This is a genomic window from Streptomyces sp. NPDC005774 (assembly GCF_042871645.1).
In the GTDB taxonomy this organism is placed as follows: Bacteria; Actinomycetota; Actinomycetes; order Streptomycetales; family Streptomycetaceae; genus Streptomyces; species Streptomyces pratens.
Map to the genome: position 1 here is coordinate 1 of NZ_JBIAIV010000090.1, position 15897 is coordinate 15897.

General features: G+C 70.3%; 15 protein-coding genes and 5 pseudogenes. 12 read left to right on the forward strand and 8 right to left on the reverse strand.

Features of this window, described 5'->3' with window-relative positions; all coding sequences use genetic code 11:
• Window positions 1–94: 94 nt before the first annotated feature.
• Window positions 95–769: pseudogene (locus ACFYQA_RS38020) on the forward strand (integrase core domain-containing protein); the annotation flags it as partial.
• Between the two features lie 23 nt (window positions 770–792).
• Window positions 793–954: pseudogene (locus ACFYQA_RS38025) on the forward strand (IS6 family transposase); the annotation flags it as partial.
• Window positions 955–1149: 195 nt separating this feature from the next.
• Here the strand turns inward: ACFYQA_RS38025 and ACFYQA_RS38030 are convergent.
• From ACFYQA_RS38030 to rpmG, 3 genes are all read right to left on the reverse strand, one after another.
• Window positions 1150–2214, reverse strand: a complete 1065-nt coding sequence (locus tag ACFYQA_RS38030; RefSeq protein WP_388928189.1) for an NAD(+)/NADH kinase — start codon at window positions 2212–2214, stop codon at window positions 1150–1152.
• Window positions 2215–2358: 144 nt separating this feature from the next.
• Window positions 2359–2481: a type B 50S ribosomal protein L36 gene (gene ykgO / locus ACFYQA_RS38035; protein WP_019525784.1), complete on the reverse strand. Its 123-nt coding sequence runs from the start codon at window positions 2479–2481 to the stop codon at window positions 2359–2361.
• A gap of 46 nt (window positions 2482–2527) precedes the next feature.
• A complete protein-coding gene (rpmG, locus tag ACFYQA_RS38040; protein WP_109383499.1) occupies window positions 2528–2692 on the reverse strand; it encodes a 50S ribosomal protein L33 in 165 nt (54 codons plus the stop codon).
• A gap of 115 nt (window positions 2693–2807) precedes the next feature.
• Here rpmG and ACFYQA_RS38045 point away from each other — a divergent pair, with 115 nt between their 5' ends.
• Complete coding sequence (locus ACFYQA_RS38045) at window positions 2808–2990, forward strand: hypothetical protein (RefSeq protein WP_388928165.1); 183 nt, start codon at window positions 2808–2810, stop codon at window positions 2988–2990.
• Between the two features lie 35 nt (window positions 2991–3025).
• On the opposite strand, the gene ACFYQA_RS38050 is transcribed toward ACFYQA_RS38045, so the two are convergent.
• Window positions 3026–3466 carry an OsmC family protein gene (locus ACFYQA_RS38050; RefSeq protein ID WP_388928168.1) on the reverse strand — a complete coding sequence of 147 codons (441 nt, stop codon included), beginning with the start codon at window positions 3464–3466 and terminating at the stop codon, window positions 3026–3028.
• A 172-nt stretch (window positions 3467–3638) separates the two neighbouring features.
• On the opposite strand from ACFYQA_RS38050, the gene ACFYQA_RS38055 reads away from it, so the two are divergent.
• Window positions 3639–4457 carry a methyltransferase gene (locus ACFYQA_RS38055; RefSeq protein ID WP_326756342.1) on the forward strand — a complete coding sequence of 273 codons (819 nt, stop codon included), beginning with the start codon at window positions 3639–3641 and terminating at the stop codon, window positions 4455–4457.
• A 34-nt stretch (window positions 4458–4491) separates the two neighbouring features.
• Here the strand turns inward: ACFYQA_RS38055 and ACFYQA_RS38060 are convergent.
• Both ACFYQA_RS38060 and ACFYQA_RS38065 read right to left on the reverse strand, forming a co-directional pair.
• Window positions 4492–5398 (reverse strand): annotated as a pseudogene (locus ACFYQA_RS38060) (P1 family peptidase); the annotation flags it as partial.
• Window positions 5399–5462: 64 nt separating this feature from the next.
• Window positions 5463–5843, reverse strand: a complete 381-nt coding sequence (locus ACFYQA_RS38065; RefSeq protein ID WP_388928170.1) for a hypothetical protein — start codon at window positions 5841–5843, stop codon at window positions 5463–5465.
• 24 nt (window positions 5844–5867) lie between these two features.
• Here ACFYQA_RS38065 and ACFYQA_RS38070 point away from each other — a divergent pair, with 24 nt between their 5' ends.
• Window positions 5868–6254, forward strand: a complete 387-nt coding sequence (locus tag ACFYQA_RS38070) for a transposase (protein WP_388928173.1) — start codon at window positions 5868–5870, stop codon at window positions 6252–6254.
• Between the two features lie 45 nt (window positions 6255–6299).
• On the opposite strand, the gene ACFYQA_RS38075 is transcribed toward ACFYQA_RS38070, so the two are convergent.
• Entirely contained in the window at window positions 6300–8006 is a 1707-nt protein-coding gene (locus tag ACFYQA_RS38075; protein WP_388928175.1) for an IS1182 family transposase, read from the reverse strand.
• Window positions 8007–8150: 144 nt separating this feature from the next.
• Here ACFYQA_RS38075 and ACFYQA_RS38080 point away from each other — a divergent pair.
• The 6 genes and pseudogenes from ACFYQA_RS38080 to ACFYQA_RS38105 form a co-directional block, all read left to right on the forward strand.
• Window positions 8151–8959, forward strand: a protein-coding gene (locus tag ACFYQA_RS38080; RefSeq protein WP_388928178.1) for an IS5 family transposase whose coding sequence is annotated in 2 segments (ribosomal slippage) — window positions 8151–8490 and window positions 8490–8959 — 810 coding nt in all. Because the reading frame shifts where the segments join, the coding sequence is not laid out codon by codon here.
• A 284-nt stretch (window positions 8960–9243) separates the two neighbouring features.
• Window positions 9244–9795 (forward strand): hypothetical protein, encoded by a 552-nt coding sequence (locus ACFYQA_RS38085; RefSeq protein ID WP_388928181.1) that lies wholly within the window; start codon window positions 9244–9246, stop codon window positions 9793–9795.
• Between the two features lie 398 nt (window positions 9796–10193).
• Window positions 10194–10550, forward strand: a complete 357-nt coding sequence (locus tag ACFYQA_RS38090; protein ID WP_388928184.1) for a hypothetical protein — start codon at window positions 10194–10196, stop codon at window positions 10548–10550.
• Window positions 10472–10957: pseudogene (locus ACFYQA_RS38095) on the forward strand (transposase); the annotation flags it as partial. The gene ACFYQA_RS38090 and the pseudogene ACFYQA_RS38095, both read left to right, overlap by 79 nt.
• A 99-nt stretch (window positions 10958–11056) precedes the next feature.
• Complete coding sequence (locus ACFYQA_RS38100) at window positions 11057–11815, forward strand: IS6 family transposase (protein ID WP_388928191.1); 759 nt, start codon at window positions 11057–11059, stop codon at window positions 11813–11815.
• A gap of 76 nt (window positions 11816–11891) precedes the next feature.
• A pseudogene (locus ACFYQA_RS38105) lies at window positions 11892–11984 on the forward strand (MerR family transcriptional regulator); the annotation flags it as partial.
• Between the two features lie 303 nt (window positions 11985–12287).
• On the opposite strand, the gene ACFYQA_RS38110 reads toward ACFYQA_RS38105, so the two are convergent.
• Window positions 12288–15077: a hypothetical protein gene (locus tag ACFYQA_RS38110; RefSeq protein WP_388223229.1), complete on the reverse strand. Its 2790-nt coding sequence runs from the start codon at window positions 15075–15077 to the stop codon at window positions 12288–12290.
• A 251-nt stretch (window positions 15078–15328) separates the two neighbouring features.
• Between ACFYQA_RS38110 and ACFYQA_RS38115 the strand changes: the two genes are divergently transcribed.
• On the forward strand, window positions 15329–15897 hold a 569-nt coding region (locus ACFYQA_RS38115), incomplete at its 3' end, for a helix-turn-helix domain-containing protein (protein WP_388928187.1).

Below are 15897 nucleotides of genomic sequence, written 5' to 3' on the forward strand. Positions count from 1 at the left end.
AGCTCAGCCCCGTCGCCTACGAGAAGCAGTCGGCTAACATGACACTCGCCGCATAACAACACGAACTGGTGTCCACTTCTCGGGGGGAACCCCCGGGCACCCGATCTCACCGGCCACCGTCTGGCAGATCCTCAATGCTGCGGGCATCGACCCGGCCCCACGCCGCTCCGGCCCCGGCTGGCGCGCGTTCCTCACTGCCCAGGCCGAGGGGATCATTGCCGCGGACTTCTTCCACCTCGACACCGTCCTGGGCAAGCGCCTGTATGTGCTGGCGTTCCTCGAGCACGGCACCCGGCGCCTGCACCTGACCGGCGTTACCGCCCACCCGACCGGCCAGTGGGCGGTGCAGCAGGCGCGCAACCTCGCCGCTGACTTCGGCACACGGATGGAGTCCCTGCGTTTCATGCTGCGCGACCGCGACACCAAGTACACCGAGGCCTTCGACGCCGTCTTCCAGTCAGAGGACGTGGACGTGCTGCTCAGCGCGCCCCGGGCGCCGCGAATGAACGCCCACTGCGAGCGCATGATCGGCACGATCCGCCGGGAAGCCCTGGACCACGTGCTGATCGTGAACGAGGCCCATGCGCGTCGCGTCCTCGGCCGGTACCAAGATCACTACAACGGGCACCGGCCTCACCAGGCCCGGGACCAACTCCCGCCCGACGTGAGCGAGGAACCCGCCGCCGAACGCCAGCACGGCCATCCCGGCAAACTCCTACGCACCCGCATCCTCGGCGGAGCGATCAACGAGTACCGATATGCGGCTTGACCAGCAGCGATGACTTTCCAAGCGGCACAGCCCAACGGTTCCTGACCGCGTTCAGCGGCATCTCACCGCACTTCCGGCCCCGCCGCCACCTGATGACCGCCCCCGGCTACCGCACCGAGATGACCATCCGCTTCACCATCTGGGACCAGATCACCGGCGCCGCCGGCCGGCCCACCCCGGCCTGAGAACGAAAGCCGGAACCCGGCCCCACCACACCCGACACGCCGTCAGGCGCTCACACCCTCAACAACGTGACAGCGCCCTTCTTCGGGCCGGGCTCCCTGACGCTGATGGGCCTGCTCCGCCGACAGTCCGCGCCGAGTGCCGCGTCCCCGGGGGCGCGGGAGGTTCCCAGGTGGGGTAGGGAGTGACGGACCCCGTCACCCGGATGCCGTCGGGTCGTCCGGCATGGCGAGGTGCGCCAGGTCTCCCGGCGGCGCACTGCGGACCGGCCAGAGCGGTGCGGGCGTGCCGTCGGCGACCGCGGCAGGCGCGTCGGTGAGGTTCATACGGTCACGGAGGCGGCCGTAGAAGTCCATCGGGCCGAGCCGTACGGCACGCAGCCTGCGCGGTGCGGCGTAGACGCCGATCCAGTCACCGGGGCCGATCACGCCGCGGAGCTGGCCGTCGATGCTGACGGCGGCGCGGCCCGAGCGCTCGAGCACCCGCAGCCCGACGGGCTCGTCCGGGGCGGCGACGACCGACCGGTTGAACGTCATGTGCGGTGCCACCGGTGTGAAGACCAGTGCCTCGGTGCCCGGCGAGACCACGGGGCCGCCGGCGGCAAAGCTGTAGGCGGTCGATCCCGTCGGCGTGGCCACCAGCAGCGCGTCGGCGGAGTACGAGGCCAGCAGCCGGCCCGCGATGTAGACCCCGACCGAGATCTGCCGGTCCCTGGCGAGCTTCTCCAGTACGACGTCGTTGAGGGCGGTCACGTCCAGCGGGATGCCCCACTCGCCGCCCGTCTCGCAGTCGGAGCGCACGCTGGTCGGGGGCAGGAGCGGGCCTCGGCCGTAGCTCATGAGCGCCTCGATGTCCGAGGGCACCTCCAGGCGGCACGAGGCACGCATGGTCAGCAGCATGCGCTGCTCCACGTCGAGCCGGTCGTCGTGCACGGCGTCCAGCGCCATACGCACCATGGTCATGGGCACCTCGGTCAGGAAACCCACGCGGCCGAGGTCGACACCGAGGACCAGCGAGTCGATGGCGGCCGCGAGCCGGGCCCCGCGCAGAAAGGTGCCGTCCCCGCCGAGGGTGACGACGAGGCCGGGGTCGCCGGCCGCCGCCACTTCCTGCCGGGCGCTGCGCCGTTCGCCGTCGTTCCACACGTCGATGTCCTTGCAGGCGACGGCATGTTCGGCGCACCATGCACGGACCGTGCGGGCCGCCTCCGCGGCCTCGGGACGTCCGCCGTGTACGACCATGCCGATCCGGTCCACCGCCATCTCCGCCTCCTGGACGTCCGCTCGCCCCGACTGGGCGTGGGGCTCCATCCTGGCCAGGCGCGCGTCGACCGGGCGCGGTACCACGCCGCGACGGCCCGGTACCGCGAGCGCAGTACCGGGCCGTCCGGGTGGTGCGGTGGCTGGTCAGCCCTGGCGGGCCTTGAACCGCGGATCCTTCTTGTTGATCACGAAGGTCACGCCCCGTCGGCGCACCACCTGGGCGCCGGGCCTGGACTTCAGCGAGCGCAAGGACTTGCGTACCTTCATCACGGTCTCCTTCCGCGGGGCTGCACGAGGGCGAGGGAGGCGGGTGTCATCGTTCTTCGCGGAAGAGGACGTGCTCTCCGGCGACCGGATCGTACTTGCGCAGGACGAGCTGGTCGGGGTCGTTCAGACGGTTCTTACGGGTCACGTAGGTGACTCCCGTACCGGCTGCCGACTTCAGCCTGACGACGGGCCGCGCTGTGCTGCGTGCCATGAGGTGCTCCTTCCGCCACCGCCCGATCCTTTTGACTCGGGCATGCCGGCATGGGGGTGCAACGGCGTCGGCGGGCGGGATATTCCGATACGGGGCCCTGGCACTGCCCCTGGCGATGACCGGCCCGGGTTCCTGGTCGGTGGACCATGCCGTGGGCGTGGACGCGATGTCCGGCGTTCCCTGGGCTCTGGCCGCGGCGGCCGTCGCCGTGGCAGTGGCGGCGCCCGCCCTGCTGCTGCGCCGGCGCAACCTTCGCGCCCCGGCCGCGGTCCCGGGCCCCTCGGACGGGCCCTCGTAGGGCGGGATCCGGCGCACGGTGTCGACGAAGCCCGCTCAGGCGTCCCTGATGGTCGTCCTGACGGGTGTACCGATCTCGATCGTGCGGCTGACCGTGCAGAGCCGGTCATGAGACGTTCGCACCGCGCGAGGAAGAACCGCGCGGGCCCGGTCCGCACCCTCGCCGTCCGGGAAGGTGACCGCGAAGGTGACCTCGAGGCCGGTCATGCGGTTGCCCAGCTCGTCGCTGATCTTGTCGCCGGTCACCGAGACCGAGAACTCGGCCGGCTCGGCGTGCCGGGCGGTGGCCACGTCGACGTCCGCGGCCGTGCAGCCACCGATCGCGGCGAGCAGCAGTTCGACCGGAGTGAACTCGGCGTTCCCGCCATCGCCGGAGGCGGTACCGAAGTGGATCGTGCCGCCACGGGCGTTGGTGGCGACGAAGTGGCCGGTGCCGGTTCGCTCGACGACGACGGAACACCTGGGTGCTTCACTCATGCGTCGACAGTAGTGCCGCCCGAGCCCGGAGGGCGGGGCCGGCCGCCCACGCGCCACCCCGCGCAGGCTGTGAGACCGTGGAGGCGAAAGTCCGGCCGCGCGGGCACCGCGGCTCCCGGGACCAGTCGCACCTCGGGTTCCGGTGGAACGCGGGGGCGACGGAGGTCCGGTCATGATCGACTCGCGAATCCCGTACGGCGCTCCCGCCGACGGCGGCCGGTACGGGGAGGATCTCTTCGAACCGGAGCGCCCGGGCGAGGCCGCGCGCATCGACGCCGGTGCGCTGGTGTATGACCCCTTCACCACACACCGTCTGCGGATGCTGGGCGCGGGGCCGGGTCTGCGCTGCCTCGAGGTGGGCGCGGGGACCGGAACGGTCGCGCGGTGGCTGCTGGAGGAGGCGGGCGTCGAAGAGGTGGTCGCCCTGGACAGGGATACCGACGCACTCGCCGCTCTCGGGGATCACCGGCTGCGGGTGCTCACCGCGGACCTCACGGACGAGCACCTCAGACCGGGGGCGTTCGATCTGATCCACGCCCGGTTCGTCCTGATGCACCTGCCCGACCGCCGGCGGATCGTCTCCCGGCTGGCCGGCTGGCTGAACCCCGGCGGAACACTGGTGCTCGGTGACACGGTGGAACTGCCCGACCTTCTCGGCACCCGCTCCGCATACCGGCGCACCATGGACGCCATGTGGCAGGCCCTTGGGACGACGATCGGCACCGACATCTCCGGTGTGCCGGCGTATCCGCGCTTCCTGAGCGAGGAGGACCTGCGGAACGTCGCCGCGGAAGTGTTCTGTCCGCCCCTGCTCCCCGGCAGTCCCCTGGCCCGGTTCTGGTCCGAGACCTGGAGTCGTATGCGGCCGGCGCTCGAGGCGACGGGGCAGGTCGACGCCGATGTCATCGAGGAGGCTCTCGCATACCTGGACTCGCCGCGGCTCGCCGAGCTCGGGCCGGGCATGGCGATGGCGTGGGGACGACGGACCTGATCGGCCGGGGCCCGCGTACTCGTGCGCGCCGCGGGGCCGGCACGGTCCGGTCGTGGAATCCGGTGGTCGTCGTCGCGGCGAGCAGCGAGTCGAGCACCGCCTCCTCCACCCCGTCGAAGACCGCTTCGAACAGCGGGCCCGGTTCGGCGTCGGCTGCGCAGGCGACGGCGTTCGGCCGGGTGCCGAAGGTCACGGTGTAGTCGCAGCTGCCGTGGCCGTAGGCCGCGCCTGTGCGTGCGAGGGTGAACGCCGCCCTTCGCGCGACACGGGTGAGCTGCCGGGCGTCGAGCGGGGCGTCCGTGGCCACCACGATCATGCAGGAGCCGGTCTCCGCCAACGGCGCCAGCGCCGGATCGTCGGGCTCGAGGCCCGGAGACCGCGGGGTCACGGTGCGGCCCAAGCCGCGCAGGGTGCCGCCGAAGTTCGCCTGCACCAGGACGCCCGCGGTGAAGCGTCGGTCTCCCACGTCCGGTGTGCGCGAGGCGGTGTCGATGCCGGCCTTGAAGCCCGGTGTGACCGTGCCGGTGCCCGCGCCGACGCAGCCCCCTCGGTCGCGGGTCCGTCCGACGCTCCGTCGAGGGCGGCCCGTACGTGCTCCTCCTGGACGAGCCGTGAGCGGATGTCGGACAGGAAGTCGTCGTTGCACTCCCCCACGACGGGAATGAGGCTCTGTGTCTCCTCGCAGCCGGGACGTCGGAGCATCCAGCCGGCGAGGGCGTCGGCTGCCCGGAACACCGACAGGGTGGAGGTCAGCAGCACCGGGGTCTCCAGCGTGCCGAGTTCGGTGAGCCGGGTCGTGCCGGCGAGTTTGCCGTAGCCGTTGCCGGTGGACACCCCCGCGGGCAGGGGCAGGGGCTCACCTCGTCGGGCACCACGGCGGTGACTCCGCTGTGCGCATCGAGGTGCCGGCGGACGGTGGTGTGGCCGACCCGGACGCCCGGTGCGGACCGTGGGTGGGGCAGCTGATCCGCACGGCCGGACGTCGCACAGGGGTGCCGGCCGGCCTCACGGTGCCTCGGCGGGGGGCGGCTTCCGGTCCTTGCTGCTCAGTGCGCGGGCGAGCGGCAGCTTCGAGAGGGCCAGCACGCCCACGACGATGAGCGCGGCGCCGAGCAGCTGGAGCGGGAGCCACCAGCCCCCGCGCACATACTCGGCGTAGATCGTGATTCCGAGGGCCAGGCTCACACCGGCGTCACCGAGTGTGATCGCGGGCTGGGACGCGACGAGTGGTCCGGCCTGCATCGCGTTCTTGAGGAAGAACAGGGCGGCCGCGCCGAAAAGGGCGAAGCCGTAGGTCTGCCAGGTGGTGAGGAAGGCGGTGTCAATCCCCTCGGACAGAGCTTGGTCATGGTCCTCGATCGGTTCGCGAAATAGCTGCGTGACCATGCCTTTGGGGAGGACGGTGGAGCGATGGACCGTCAGGCAGTCGAGGAACTGAACGCAGATCTCGCGGAGTTCACGGGAGATGTCTTCGCGTACCTGGCCTACGCAGGTCAGCGTGGTTACGGCCGGCAGTACCTGCGCGGGCTGATGCTGGACGGCAAGCGCAAGTCAGTGGAGCCGATGGCGGAGCGCCTGGGCATCCCCAGGCAGAACCTGGGGCATTTCGTCGCCCAGTCCACCTGGGACTACCGCGAGGTGATGCGGCGTGTGGCGGCCCGCACCGACCGGCTGCTGCGGCCGTCGGCCTGGTTGATCGACGATCACCCCTTCGTCCGCTACGGGCATGGCACCGCCGGTGCGATCGTGCAGCACTGCGGCGAGCGCGAGCAGCACTTACTGATCGTTTCAGAATGAGCTTGGTTAAGCTTGACTCTGTCGGGGATCTTGGAGTTGCCGGGGTCAGGTGCCCAGGGTGCGCCAGGACTTCGGCCGGGGAATCTCATGCTGATCGAGGTAGGTCTGGAAGGCGGTCGGTCGGCGGGCAGGGGGTGCCTCCTCGGTCGCCGGGAGACCGCTGAGGCGCTCGATGTTGATGGCGATGGCGGTCAGGACGTGCTGGAGGTGGACCTTGCCCTGGCCTCGGTAGCGGCAGCGGCGCATGCCGTGTCCGTGGGCGAACTCGTTGACCGTTCCCTCCACTCCGGAGCGGACCGCGTAGCGGGTCTTCCACTCGAGTGTCTGTTGCTCAGCACGGACGCGGAGTTGCAGGTCGCGGAGTTCGCGTGGGGGAAAGCCCACGGTTCGGTGGCTTGCGCGGGAGGTGGTGCACTGCTCGCGGGCCGGGCACGGCTGACACTGACTCTTGGTGAACCGGGCCACGATCAGTGGGGCCGCGGTGGGCGAGGAGGTCGGGTAGGGGCCGTGCCAGCCCTGGCTGACCTGCCCCTGGGGGCAGGTGACCTGCCGGAGGTCGTAGTCGATGTGGAAGTCGTCGCGGGCGAAGCCCTCACCTCGGCGGTGCTGCCGGGTGGGGTTGCCCCGGAGCGGCCCGGAGACGGTGACCTGGTGGTCACGTGCGGCTTGTGCCACATGGGGCAGGGATGTGTAGCCGCTGTCGACCAGGTGCTCGGCGGGCAGCAGGCCGCGGTGGTGCAGGCGGGTGTGGATGCCGGGCAGGACCTTGCTGTCGTGGGTGGTGGAGGCGGTGGTGGACACGTCCGTGATCACGTTCGGGCCATCGGGAGCACACGTCTCCGTCAGATGGGCGGAGAACCCCTTCCAGCTGATGAGGTGCCCGTGCCGGGCATAGCGGGCCGAGGTGTCGTAGGGAGAGACGATCGCCTGGGACGAGGGTGGCAGCCCGGGGCCGTCTTCCGTCTCGGCGGTGCGCCAGCGCAGGTGCCCCGCAACGTCGTGGTGATAGTTCTGCACCACGATTTGGCGCAGGGCCTGGACACGAGGGCCAAACGCGCGGTCGCCCCCGTGCCGGTAGAGGTGCTCCAGCAGCCGGACGGCGTCGTCGCCGGTGGCGAGGATCCTGGTCTTGGGCTTGGTGGGGTTCTTCCCCAGGCGGACCGGACGGCCGTAACGGCGCCCCCAATCCTCGTCGACCAGCTCATCCAGCAGGTGCGGGGCGGCGCCGGCGACTTCCTCCAGCGCGGCGCGGACGGCCTCGGTGACCATCTCCAGCCGGGTCAGGTCGCGCACCGCGGCCAGGACGTGAGTGGAGTCGGTGCGCTGGGTGGTGCGCTCTCGCACCAGGCCGGCCTCCTTGAGGCGGGCCAGGGCGAGGTCGAGGAGATGGTCGGCGCGGTCGCCTTCGGTGAGACGGTCACGGAAGTCGGCCGGCACGCTGTGGTGGAAGCCGGGATCGTCCAGCTCCATGGCCAGGGCGTACTTGAAGTCGATGCGGCAGCGCACCGCCTCGGCGGCTTGCCGGTCCGACAGGCCGAGTACGAACTGCAGCACGCACACGGTGGCCAGCTGGGCGGGCGAGAGGCCCGGACGTCCATCACGCGGGTACCAGTCGGCGAAGTCCTCGTCACGCCATAGCCCGTCGAGACGGTCTCTCACCCACATCGCCGCCGTACCGGCCGGGTTGCTCGCCCGCGCGATCTGCGCGGTCAGAGGCGGGACTTGCTCACCGGAACGAGGACGGAGCGACAACGGACACCTCGACAACCGCATGGACTCTCGGAACACCCCGAGCATGCCCACCGGTCACCCCGACGCACCGGGAAACTCCAAGATCCCCGACAGAGTCAAGCTAAGGGCTTGGTTGTGGGCTGAGCCGGCGGCAGACTTCTGCGGGTGTCGGATGATCTTGTGCCTGATGACCTGTGGGACCGCGTAGCCCCGTTGCTCCCTCCTCGTCCGCCGCGTCGTCGCCGGTATCCGGGGCGGCTGCCGGTGGACGACCAGGCCGCCCTGCGCGGGATCGTCTACGTGCTGCGCAAGGGCGTGAGCTGGGCCGATGTACCCGCGGAGCGGATCGGCTGCAGCGGCGTGACGGCCTGGCGGCGGCTGCGGGACTGGACCGAGGCCGGAGTCTGGCCACGTCTGCACGAGGTCCTGCTGGCCGAGCCGCGCAAGGCGGGGCTGCTGGAGATGGACGACGCGGCGATCGACGGCTCACACGTCCGGGCCCTCAAAGGGGGGCTCACACCGGACCTTCGCCGGTCGACCGGGCCCGCCCGGGAAGCAAGCACCACCTGATCACCGACCGGAACGGAACACCCCTTGCGGTGTCCCTGACCGGCGGAAACCGTCACGACGTCACGCAGCTGATGCCTCTGCTGGACGCGATCCCGCACATCCGCGGGACCCGCGGCCGCCCCCGTCACCGGCCCAAGCGCCTGTTCGCCGACCGGGGCTATGACTACGACAAGTACCGCCGCCTCCTCCGGGCCCGGGGCATCACACCGAAGATCGCCCGCAAAGGCACCGCCCACGGCTCCGGCCTGGGAAAGACCCGCTGGGTCGTCGAGCGCACCTTCGCCTGGCTTCACCAGTTCAAACGGCTGCGGACCCGCTACGAGATACGCGCCGACCTCCACCTCGGCCTGCTGCAACTCGCCTGCAGCATCATCTGCTTGCGACGACTCCGAACGTCATTCTGAAACGATCAGTAAGTCGCTGGTCGCAGCGTTGATCGATTGTCCGGCCGCAGGTCAGTGACCCGGCCCTTCACTTCACCTGGTTCCTCGGCCGACGCGAGGGCTGAGCACCACGGGCCCCGCGGCTCGGATCGGCGCATCGGTATGCGGTGAATGCTGCGTTTTCCCCTGGCTGGCCCCATGGCGTCACACCTTGAACATGTCCGAAATGACAGCTATGAGGGTCTTCGTTACGTTCATCGCAGGTCGGCCGCCCGGCCGACGTCCGTGCGACAGAGAGAAGTGACATGCCCACGCGCACATTTGCTGTGGCCGCTGCCGGAATAGGCGCGGCGGTCCTTGCAGCCACCGGTATCACCTACGCCTCGACCTCCGGATCCGCCCCGGCGTCCCTGTCTGTCCACCAGGCGGCCGCATCTGCCCAACGGGCGGCCAAACCTGTCCAACGAGCCGCCCCTGCCGCGGCTCCCGCGAACGGCGGCAGCGCAAGCGGAGAGAAGAAGGACGAGGGCCGCGACCGCGAGGGCGGCGGACGCGGCTACGGCCACAAGGAAGAGGGAAAAATCTACTTCAACGAACGTGTGTACTCCGCCTCCGCTGAGGGCTGCATCACTGCGGCCAGCGGACTGGGCTCCAGCAGCTTCAATGTTTTCAATGACAGCCGAAGGACTGTCGAGGTCTTCCGCGGCTTCGCCTGTGACAACGGCGCTCCGGTCGCCACCGTGGGTCCCCACGGCGCCACCAATGGCGTTGTGACCCGTACCGTCCACGGGAGCCTGTTCGGTGACGATGGTGTCGTGGGCAGTTTCCGGGTGCTCGGCGACTACGACGAGTGGTGACAGTGCCGCCCGGAGCACAGGAAAGATCCCGGCCCGCCGTAATCGGGCCGACGTTCCCGGCTTCGTGGATGTACGTGGGGCCACGGCGGGCACCTGCGTGGACTTGATCCGCTTTGACCGGCTACTGATCGCGCTCGATGGAGCTTGACTCGGCCATTGAGTAATCCGATCTCCTGACGGCGACTCCCCAAAGGGGAGAAAATCGGGCTACGGCCGTCCGGCTGACGTCGCGGAGTCTTGGTGCCACCGGAACCCTGCGCTTGCCGAATACCTCATCCCGGATCCACCGGCTTGATGCCTGTGGATAGTTCTTCCAGAAACGAGGAAGTGCCTTGTGACCTGCGATGATGGGGTTTCTCTAGGACCACATCAGGCACGATCGGCAAGGCACTTCCGAGATGCAATCTTCCCATGCCGCGGCGGCGGTCTCGTCCGCGTTCGATGACCCGAATCTGATCGCGTACGGCGGGTTGGGGCCGGTGGTGCGGCTGGCCGAGCGGTGCGGTCTGCCCGCCCTGGCCGACGAGTACATCCGGCTGCCTCGCTCGCAGGACGGCACCGGCGCTTTCCCGACGGCGAAGCTGATGTCGCTGGTGGGCGGCATGGTCGCGGGCGCCGACTGGGGGCTGCCCCCTGCGGGGACATCGAGGACATGGACCGGCTGCGGCACGGCGCGATGGGCCGCCTGTTTTCCGGAGTGCGGGCTCCGTCCACGCTCGGGTCGTTCCTGCGTTCCTTCACCCATGGCCATGTGAAGCAACTGCACGCCGTCGCCCGCCGGTTCCTGCCCGCACTCGCGGCGCACACTCCGCTGCTGCCCGGCGCGGACCAGGTGGCCTATCTGGACATCGACGACACCATCCGCCGCACCCACGGATACGCCAAACAGGGCGCCGGCTACGGATACAGCAAGGTCAAAGGGCTGAACGCGCTGCTCGGCGTCGTCTCCACACCGCTGGCCGCCCCGGTGATCGCCGCAACGAGGCTGCGCAAAGGACCCTCGAACTCCGCACGCGGGGCAGCCGCGTTCGTCGCCGAGACCATCCGCACCGCCCGCGCCTGCGGCGCAAGCGGCCTGCTGGTCCTGCGGGCGGACTCCGCGTTCTACGGCGCCGACGTGGTGAACGCCTGCCGGGCCCTGAACGCCCGCTTCTCCATCACGGTGCGGATGAACGCTTCCGTCAAGAAGGCCATCACCCGCATCGACGACGGCGCCTGGACTGCGATCAAGGGCGTTGTCACGTTGGCTGACCGGCCTGGGATGATCTTGGAGTTGGTCGTGCCGGGGAGGGGTTCGCTCGTGTCGTCCGCGCCGCCGTCGTACAAGGGCCACCGGTACCCGGTGGAGATCATCTCCCACTGCGTCTGGCTGTACTTCCGCTTCCCGCTCAGCTTCCGGGAGGTCGAGGAGTTGATGCTCGAGCGCGGTGTGCTCGTCTCGTACGAGACGATCCGGCGTTGGTGCGCCAAGTTCGGGCAGGCCTACGCCAACGCACTGCGCCGCCGCCGGCCCCGGCCCGGTGATAAGTGGCACCTGGACGAGGTCTTCATCAAGATCAACGGAGAGCTGACGTACTTGTGGCGGGCCGTCGATCAGGACGGCAACGTCCTGGACATCCTCGTCCAGAACCGGCGCAACAAGGCTGCGGCCCGGCGCTTCTTCCGTCGGCTCCTCAAAGGAATCGGGGCCGTGCCGCGGGTGGTCGTCACCGACAAGCTCCGTTCCTACAGCGCGGCGCACCGCGAGGTCATGCCCTCGGTGGAACACCGCTCGCACAAGGGCCTGAACAACCGGGCCGAGAACTCCCACCAGCCCACGCGGCAGCGCGAGCGTGCCCTGAAGGGCTTCCGCAGTACCGGCAGAGCCCAGCGGTTCCTGGCCGCGTTCAGCAGCATCTCACCGCACTTCCGGCCCCGGCGGCACCTCCTGACCGCCGCCGAATACCGCACCGAGATGACCACTCGCTTCGACGTCTGGAGCCAGATCACCGGCAGCACCGGCCCGCCCGTGGGGGCTTGAGCCCAGACCCCCGCGGATCCCCACGACTCCTGGCATGCCGTCAAGCGATCACATCCTCGCCAACGTGACAACGCCCACCGGCAAGATGCCCTACGACTTCTCCCCAGCCCGCCTGCGCTGTATGGAACTGGCGGAAGAACTATCCGCCCAAGACCTACCAGCTACCTGAAACACGGCCTGAGCGATGTGGCCTGGCCGTAGCGGACGAGCTTCCTCGGGTCGCCCGGTGGCGGGCCGGATGCAGGCTGGTCCGTGGTCCGTTCAGCCGTCGGTGTGCCCCCGACCTGTGCATGGGTCTGGGGCACACCGACGGGTGCTCACAGCACCTTCGGCTCCGCCGCATCGTCAGCAGCCGGCTCCCCGGTGACCCCCGCGGAGTCGAGCACATCCGCGGCGAAGTGGACACCGGGAGCGCTCGCCCCGTCGGGCGCCCGGACAGCGGCGGCAGCAGCGAGGAATAGCACCGTGCGGACTACGGCGCGTCGCGGACCGTGCCCTCGAACGGCGGGCCCAGCGGCGCCTCCTCGTCGTCCGTCACCTGGAAGCGCACGTACTCGGCCCCTTCCTTCACCTGGTCGCGGATGGTCGGGACGGTCAGCTCTGTCGATTCTTCGCCCGCCTCGATCGCCGTCCACAGCGTCCCGTACGGGACCTGCGAGAGCGGGACCGCCGGGTTCGGGATCTCCTCCACGAGCTGGGACAGCCACTCCTGGTCGACGTCGGCCGTGGACAGCTCCGGGCGGCCGCCGGTGACGGGGACCAGCTGGGCCACGGCCCAAATCTCGATGTCCGCCTTCTCCGAGAGGGAGATCCGCCACGTCAGTGGCGTGCCCTCGGTGACATCGGCGTTCACCGGCTCGATGGTCACCTTCGGCATCGGATCGTCGTTCGCGGCGGTGACACCGCCGGCGTCCGCGCCGACGACTGTGCCCTGGACGGCCTTGACCGCGATGTCGTGGGGCTTGTCCCAGCCGTAGCGCTTGTTGCCCTCGACCTTCACCTTGACCTTGATCCCGGCGGTGTCGGGGCCGACCTTGACCAGTCGGCCGGTCGACCTGCCGGTGTCCGGGTCGATGACGTACAGCCGGACCGCGCCCGCGTTCTTGCCGGTGATGCGGACGGGCACCTGGTACGTACGGAAGCCGGAGTCGCCCTCCTTGACCGTGAGGCGGCCGATGTCGACGCGGGTGAGCGGCGTGGTCTTCACCGCGGGCGTGCCCGGCTTCCACGACCAGGCGTCCATCAGCCATGCCTTGCCGGAGCGGGACTTGGGGGTCACTTCGAGGGAGGCGATCTTGCTGAGGTTCAGCTTGGCGCGGGTCGCGGCGGTGAGCGGGACGCGGAGCTCCTGCGCCCAGTACGAGGCGGTGCGGTCGGTTCCCGGCAGCCCGTCGATACGGACGCTGCCCAGCACGGCCCGCTTGCCCTTGGCGTCCCTGACGCTGACGTCGAAGCGGGTGCCGCTGGTGTTCGGGGGTACGGCGACGCGCAGCGCGAGGCTTCCCGCGCCCTTGACCGAGACCGGTTTCTGCGGGGTGAGGCGGGCGGTCGTGCCCGGCTTCTTCCAGTCCAGGGCGACCGCGCGGCGCCCGTCCTCGTGCTCGGGGCGCCAGTGCGCGAAGTGCGGCGAGGAGCCGGGGTCCTTCTCGCCCATGCAGGCGGAGCGGCCGGAGGCGACGGCGTCGCACAGACGGGCGCCGCTGACCTTCAGCGGGCCCTGCGGGGCGTCGGGGAGGAAGCCTGCGCCACGGTTGCCGCCGACCGCGTGGGTCAGCACCCGGGCGGGGTCGGCGGAGGGAGCGCGGCGGCCGGTGCCGTCGACGAGCTGGCGTACGCGGTCGTCACCGCCGACGAACAGCCGTGCGGCGGCGGCGATGTAGGTCGCGCCCGCCTTGTGCTGCTGGTTGGCGGAGAGCCGCCCGGCGGCGCCGGGCGAGCAGAGCGGGTCCGGCGACTCGGGCTCGTGCCAGAAGTCGTCGTAGGCCGGGGCCTCGGCCTGGCCCGGGGTCCACTCGCTGTTGAAGTAGTTGTGGTTGGCGCCGATCATGTAGACCGAGCTGTGCAGGGCCTTGCCCCGGCTGACACCCCGGGTGCCGTCCGTGAACACCTGGCCCTGGAGGTCGGAGACGTCACCGTCGCAGCCGGGCAGGATCGTGAGCGAGGGGACGTCGGGCACCGGGTTGTGGCCGAAGAGGGTGGGGCCGATGTGGACCGTGCCGCGGATGTTCCAACGGGCCCTGGACCGGTAGCCGTCCTGGGCGGCCGGCGGCTTGTACAGGCTGTCCATCACCGCGCGGTTGACGCCCTCGCCGCCGCGCGAGTGCCCGACGAGGAGCACCCGGGACAGGTCGGTCTTCGGGCCCTTGCGCACCGCCGCGGGCGCGGAGGCGGGGTTGGCGGCCCAGTCGGCCCAGCGGCCGAGGTGATTGCGGATCAGAGAGGAGCGGGCCTGCGCGCCGCCGTCCTCGGCGTTCCAGTCCTGGCCGTTGATGCCGTTGGCGGAGATCGAGACGGTCATGTACCCCTGGGAGGCAAGGAGCTTCTGGTCGCGCAGATAGCCCCGGTGGCTGGGGATCGGCTTGCTGCCCTTGGTGCAGGGCCAGTTGCCGGAGGTCTCCTCGTCCTTGCCGGGCACGTAGCAGGTGGAGTGGCGACCGTGCAGGAAGAGCGCGATCGGACGCTTGCCGGGGGCGTTCTTCGGGGCGACGACGACCCCGCGCATCTCGACCGGCTCGGGGAGGCCCGGGAGCTTGACGGAGGCGAGGCTGTACTCACCGGTGGTGGTGCCGTACGTGCCGGCCTTGCCCGGGTCGACGGTCCCCGCCGGGAGCTTGGGCGGGAGCTTCGGGGCCGGCGGCGTCACCTTGCGGCTCGCGCCCGCGCCCGGGGCTTCATCGAGCCTGCGCCCGGCCGCCTGGACCTGGAGGTCGTCCAGGTCTGCGGTGCGGACCTCGTCGAGGGGGATACGGAAGGTCCGGCCGTCGTCCTGCGGCTCGGGTACGCCCACGAGCGCACCGTTGGCGCGGAATTCCACGCGGGAGTCGCCCATGGGGACCGGCTCGGGGGCGCGCCACTCCAGGTGGTTCCGCCCGTCCTCACCGGCGATGCGCCAGCCGGGCGGCAGCGTCTCCCCGGCGTCGGGTGTCACTGCTCCGCTGGGCTTGTCCGGCGGAGCCGGGGCGGCGTACGCCCCCGTCGGCGCCACCCCTGCCACTGTCAGCACCGCTAGCGCGGTAACCCATGCCTTCCGGGCACGTATCAAGGCTCTCTCCTCAACCCTGGTCAAGCGCAGGTCCGTTCCGGTGGTCTGTGCCGGATCGAACGCCCTCTCGGACATCGAGACGGGCAGCCGAACCCGTGGGTTGCCTCTGCGGGTGGAGTGAGCGATCGGCGAGGGCTGTACCGCAGGCGGTCGGTAGGGTCGCGCAACGGAAAGATGTGATCCACTACGGCCATTCCGGCCGCCCTAGTCTTCTGAGTCAAGAGTTCTATTCAGATGTGTAGGGTTGCCTGGTGGCACGTACTGGGCGGCCGAAGGCCGAGTTGATCCTGTCGGACGAGGAACGGGCTGCGCTGGAGGGATGGGTGCGACGCCGTTCCACGCCGCAGGCCTGGGCGCTGCGCTGCCGGATCATCCTGGCCTGCGCCACCGGCGCGTCGAACAAGGACGTGGCCGCTCAGCTCGGTTCGACACCGCATGCGGTGGGCCGGTGGCGGAAGCGGTTCGTCGAGCACCGGATCGCCGGGCTGGGCGACATGCCGCGGTCCGGCGGCCCCCGGACGGTCACCGACGAGCAGGTGGCCGCGGTGGTCACCAAGACGCTGGAGTCGACGCCGAAAAACGCCACGCACTGGTCGACGCGGGCGATGGCCCAGGAGATGGGCCTGTCGCAGTCGACCGTGTCGCGGATCTGGCGGGCGTTCGGCCTGCAACCGCACCGCACCGAGACCTTCAAGTTGTCCACCGACCCGTACTTCGTCGACAAGGGGACCTCCCCCCGGGTGGTGGACACCCTGACCTCCGGCCCCGGTGGGGGCCGGGAGAGGGTGACCGATTATGGTGATGAAGGTCTATTCGCCCG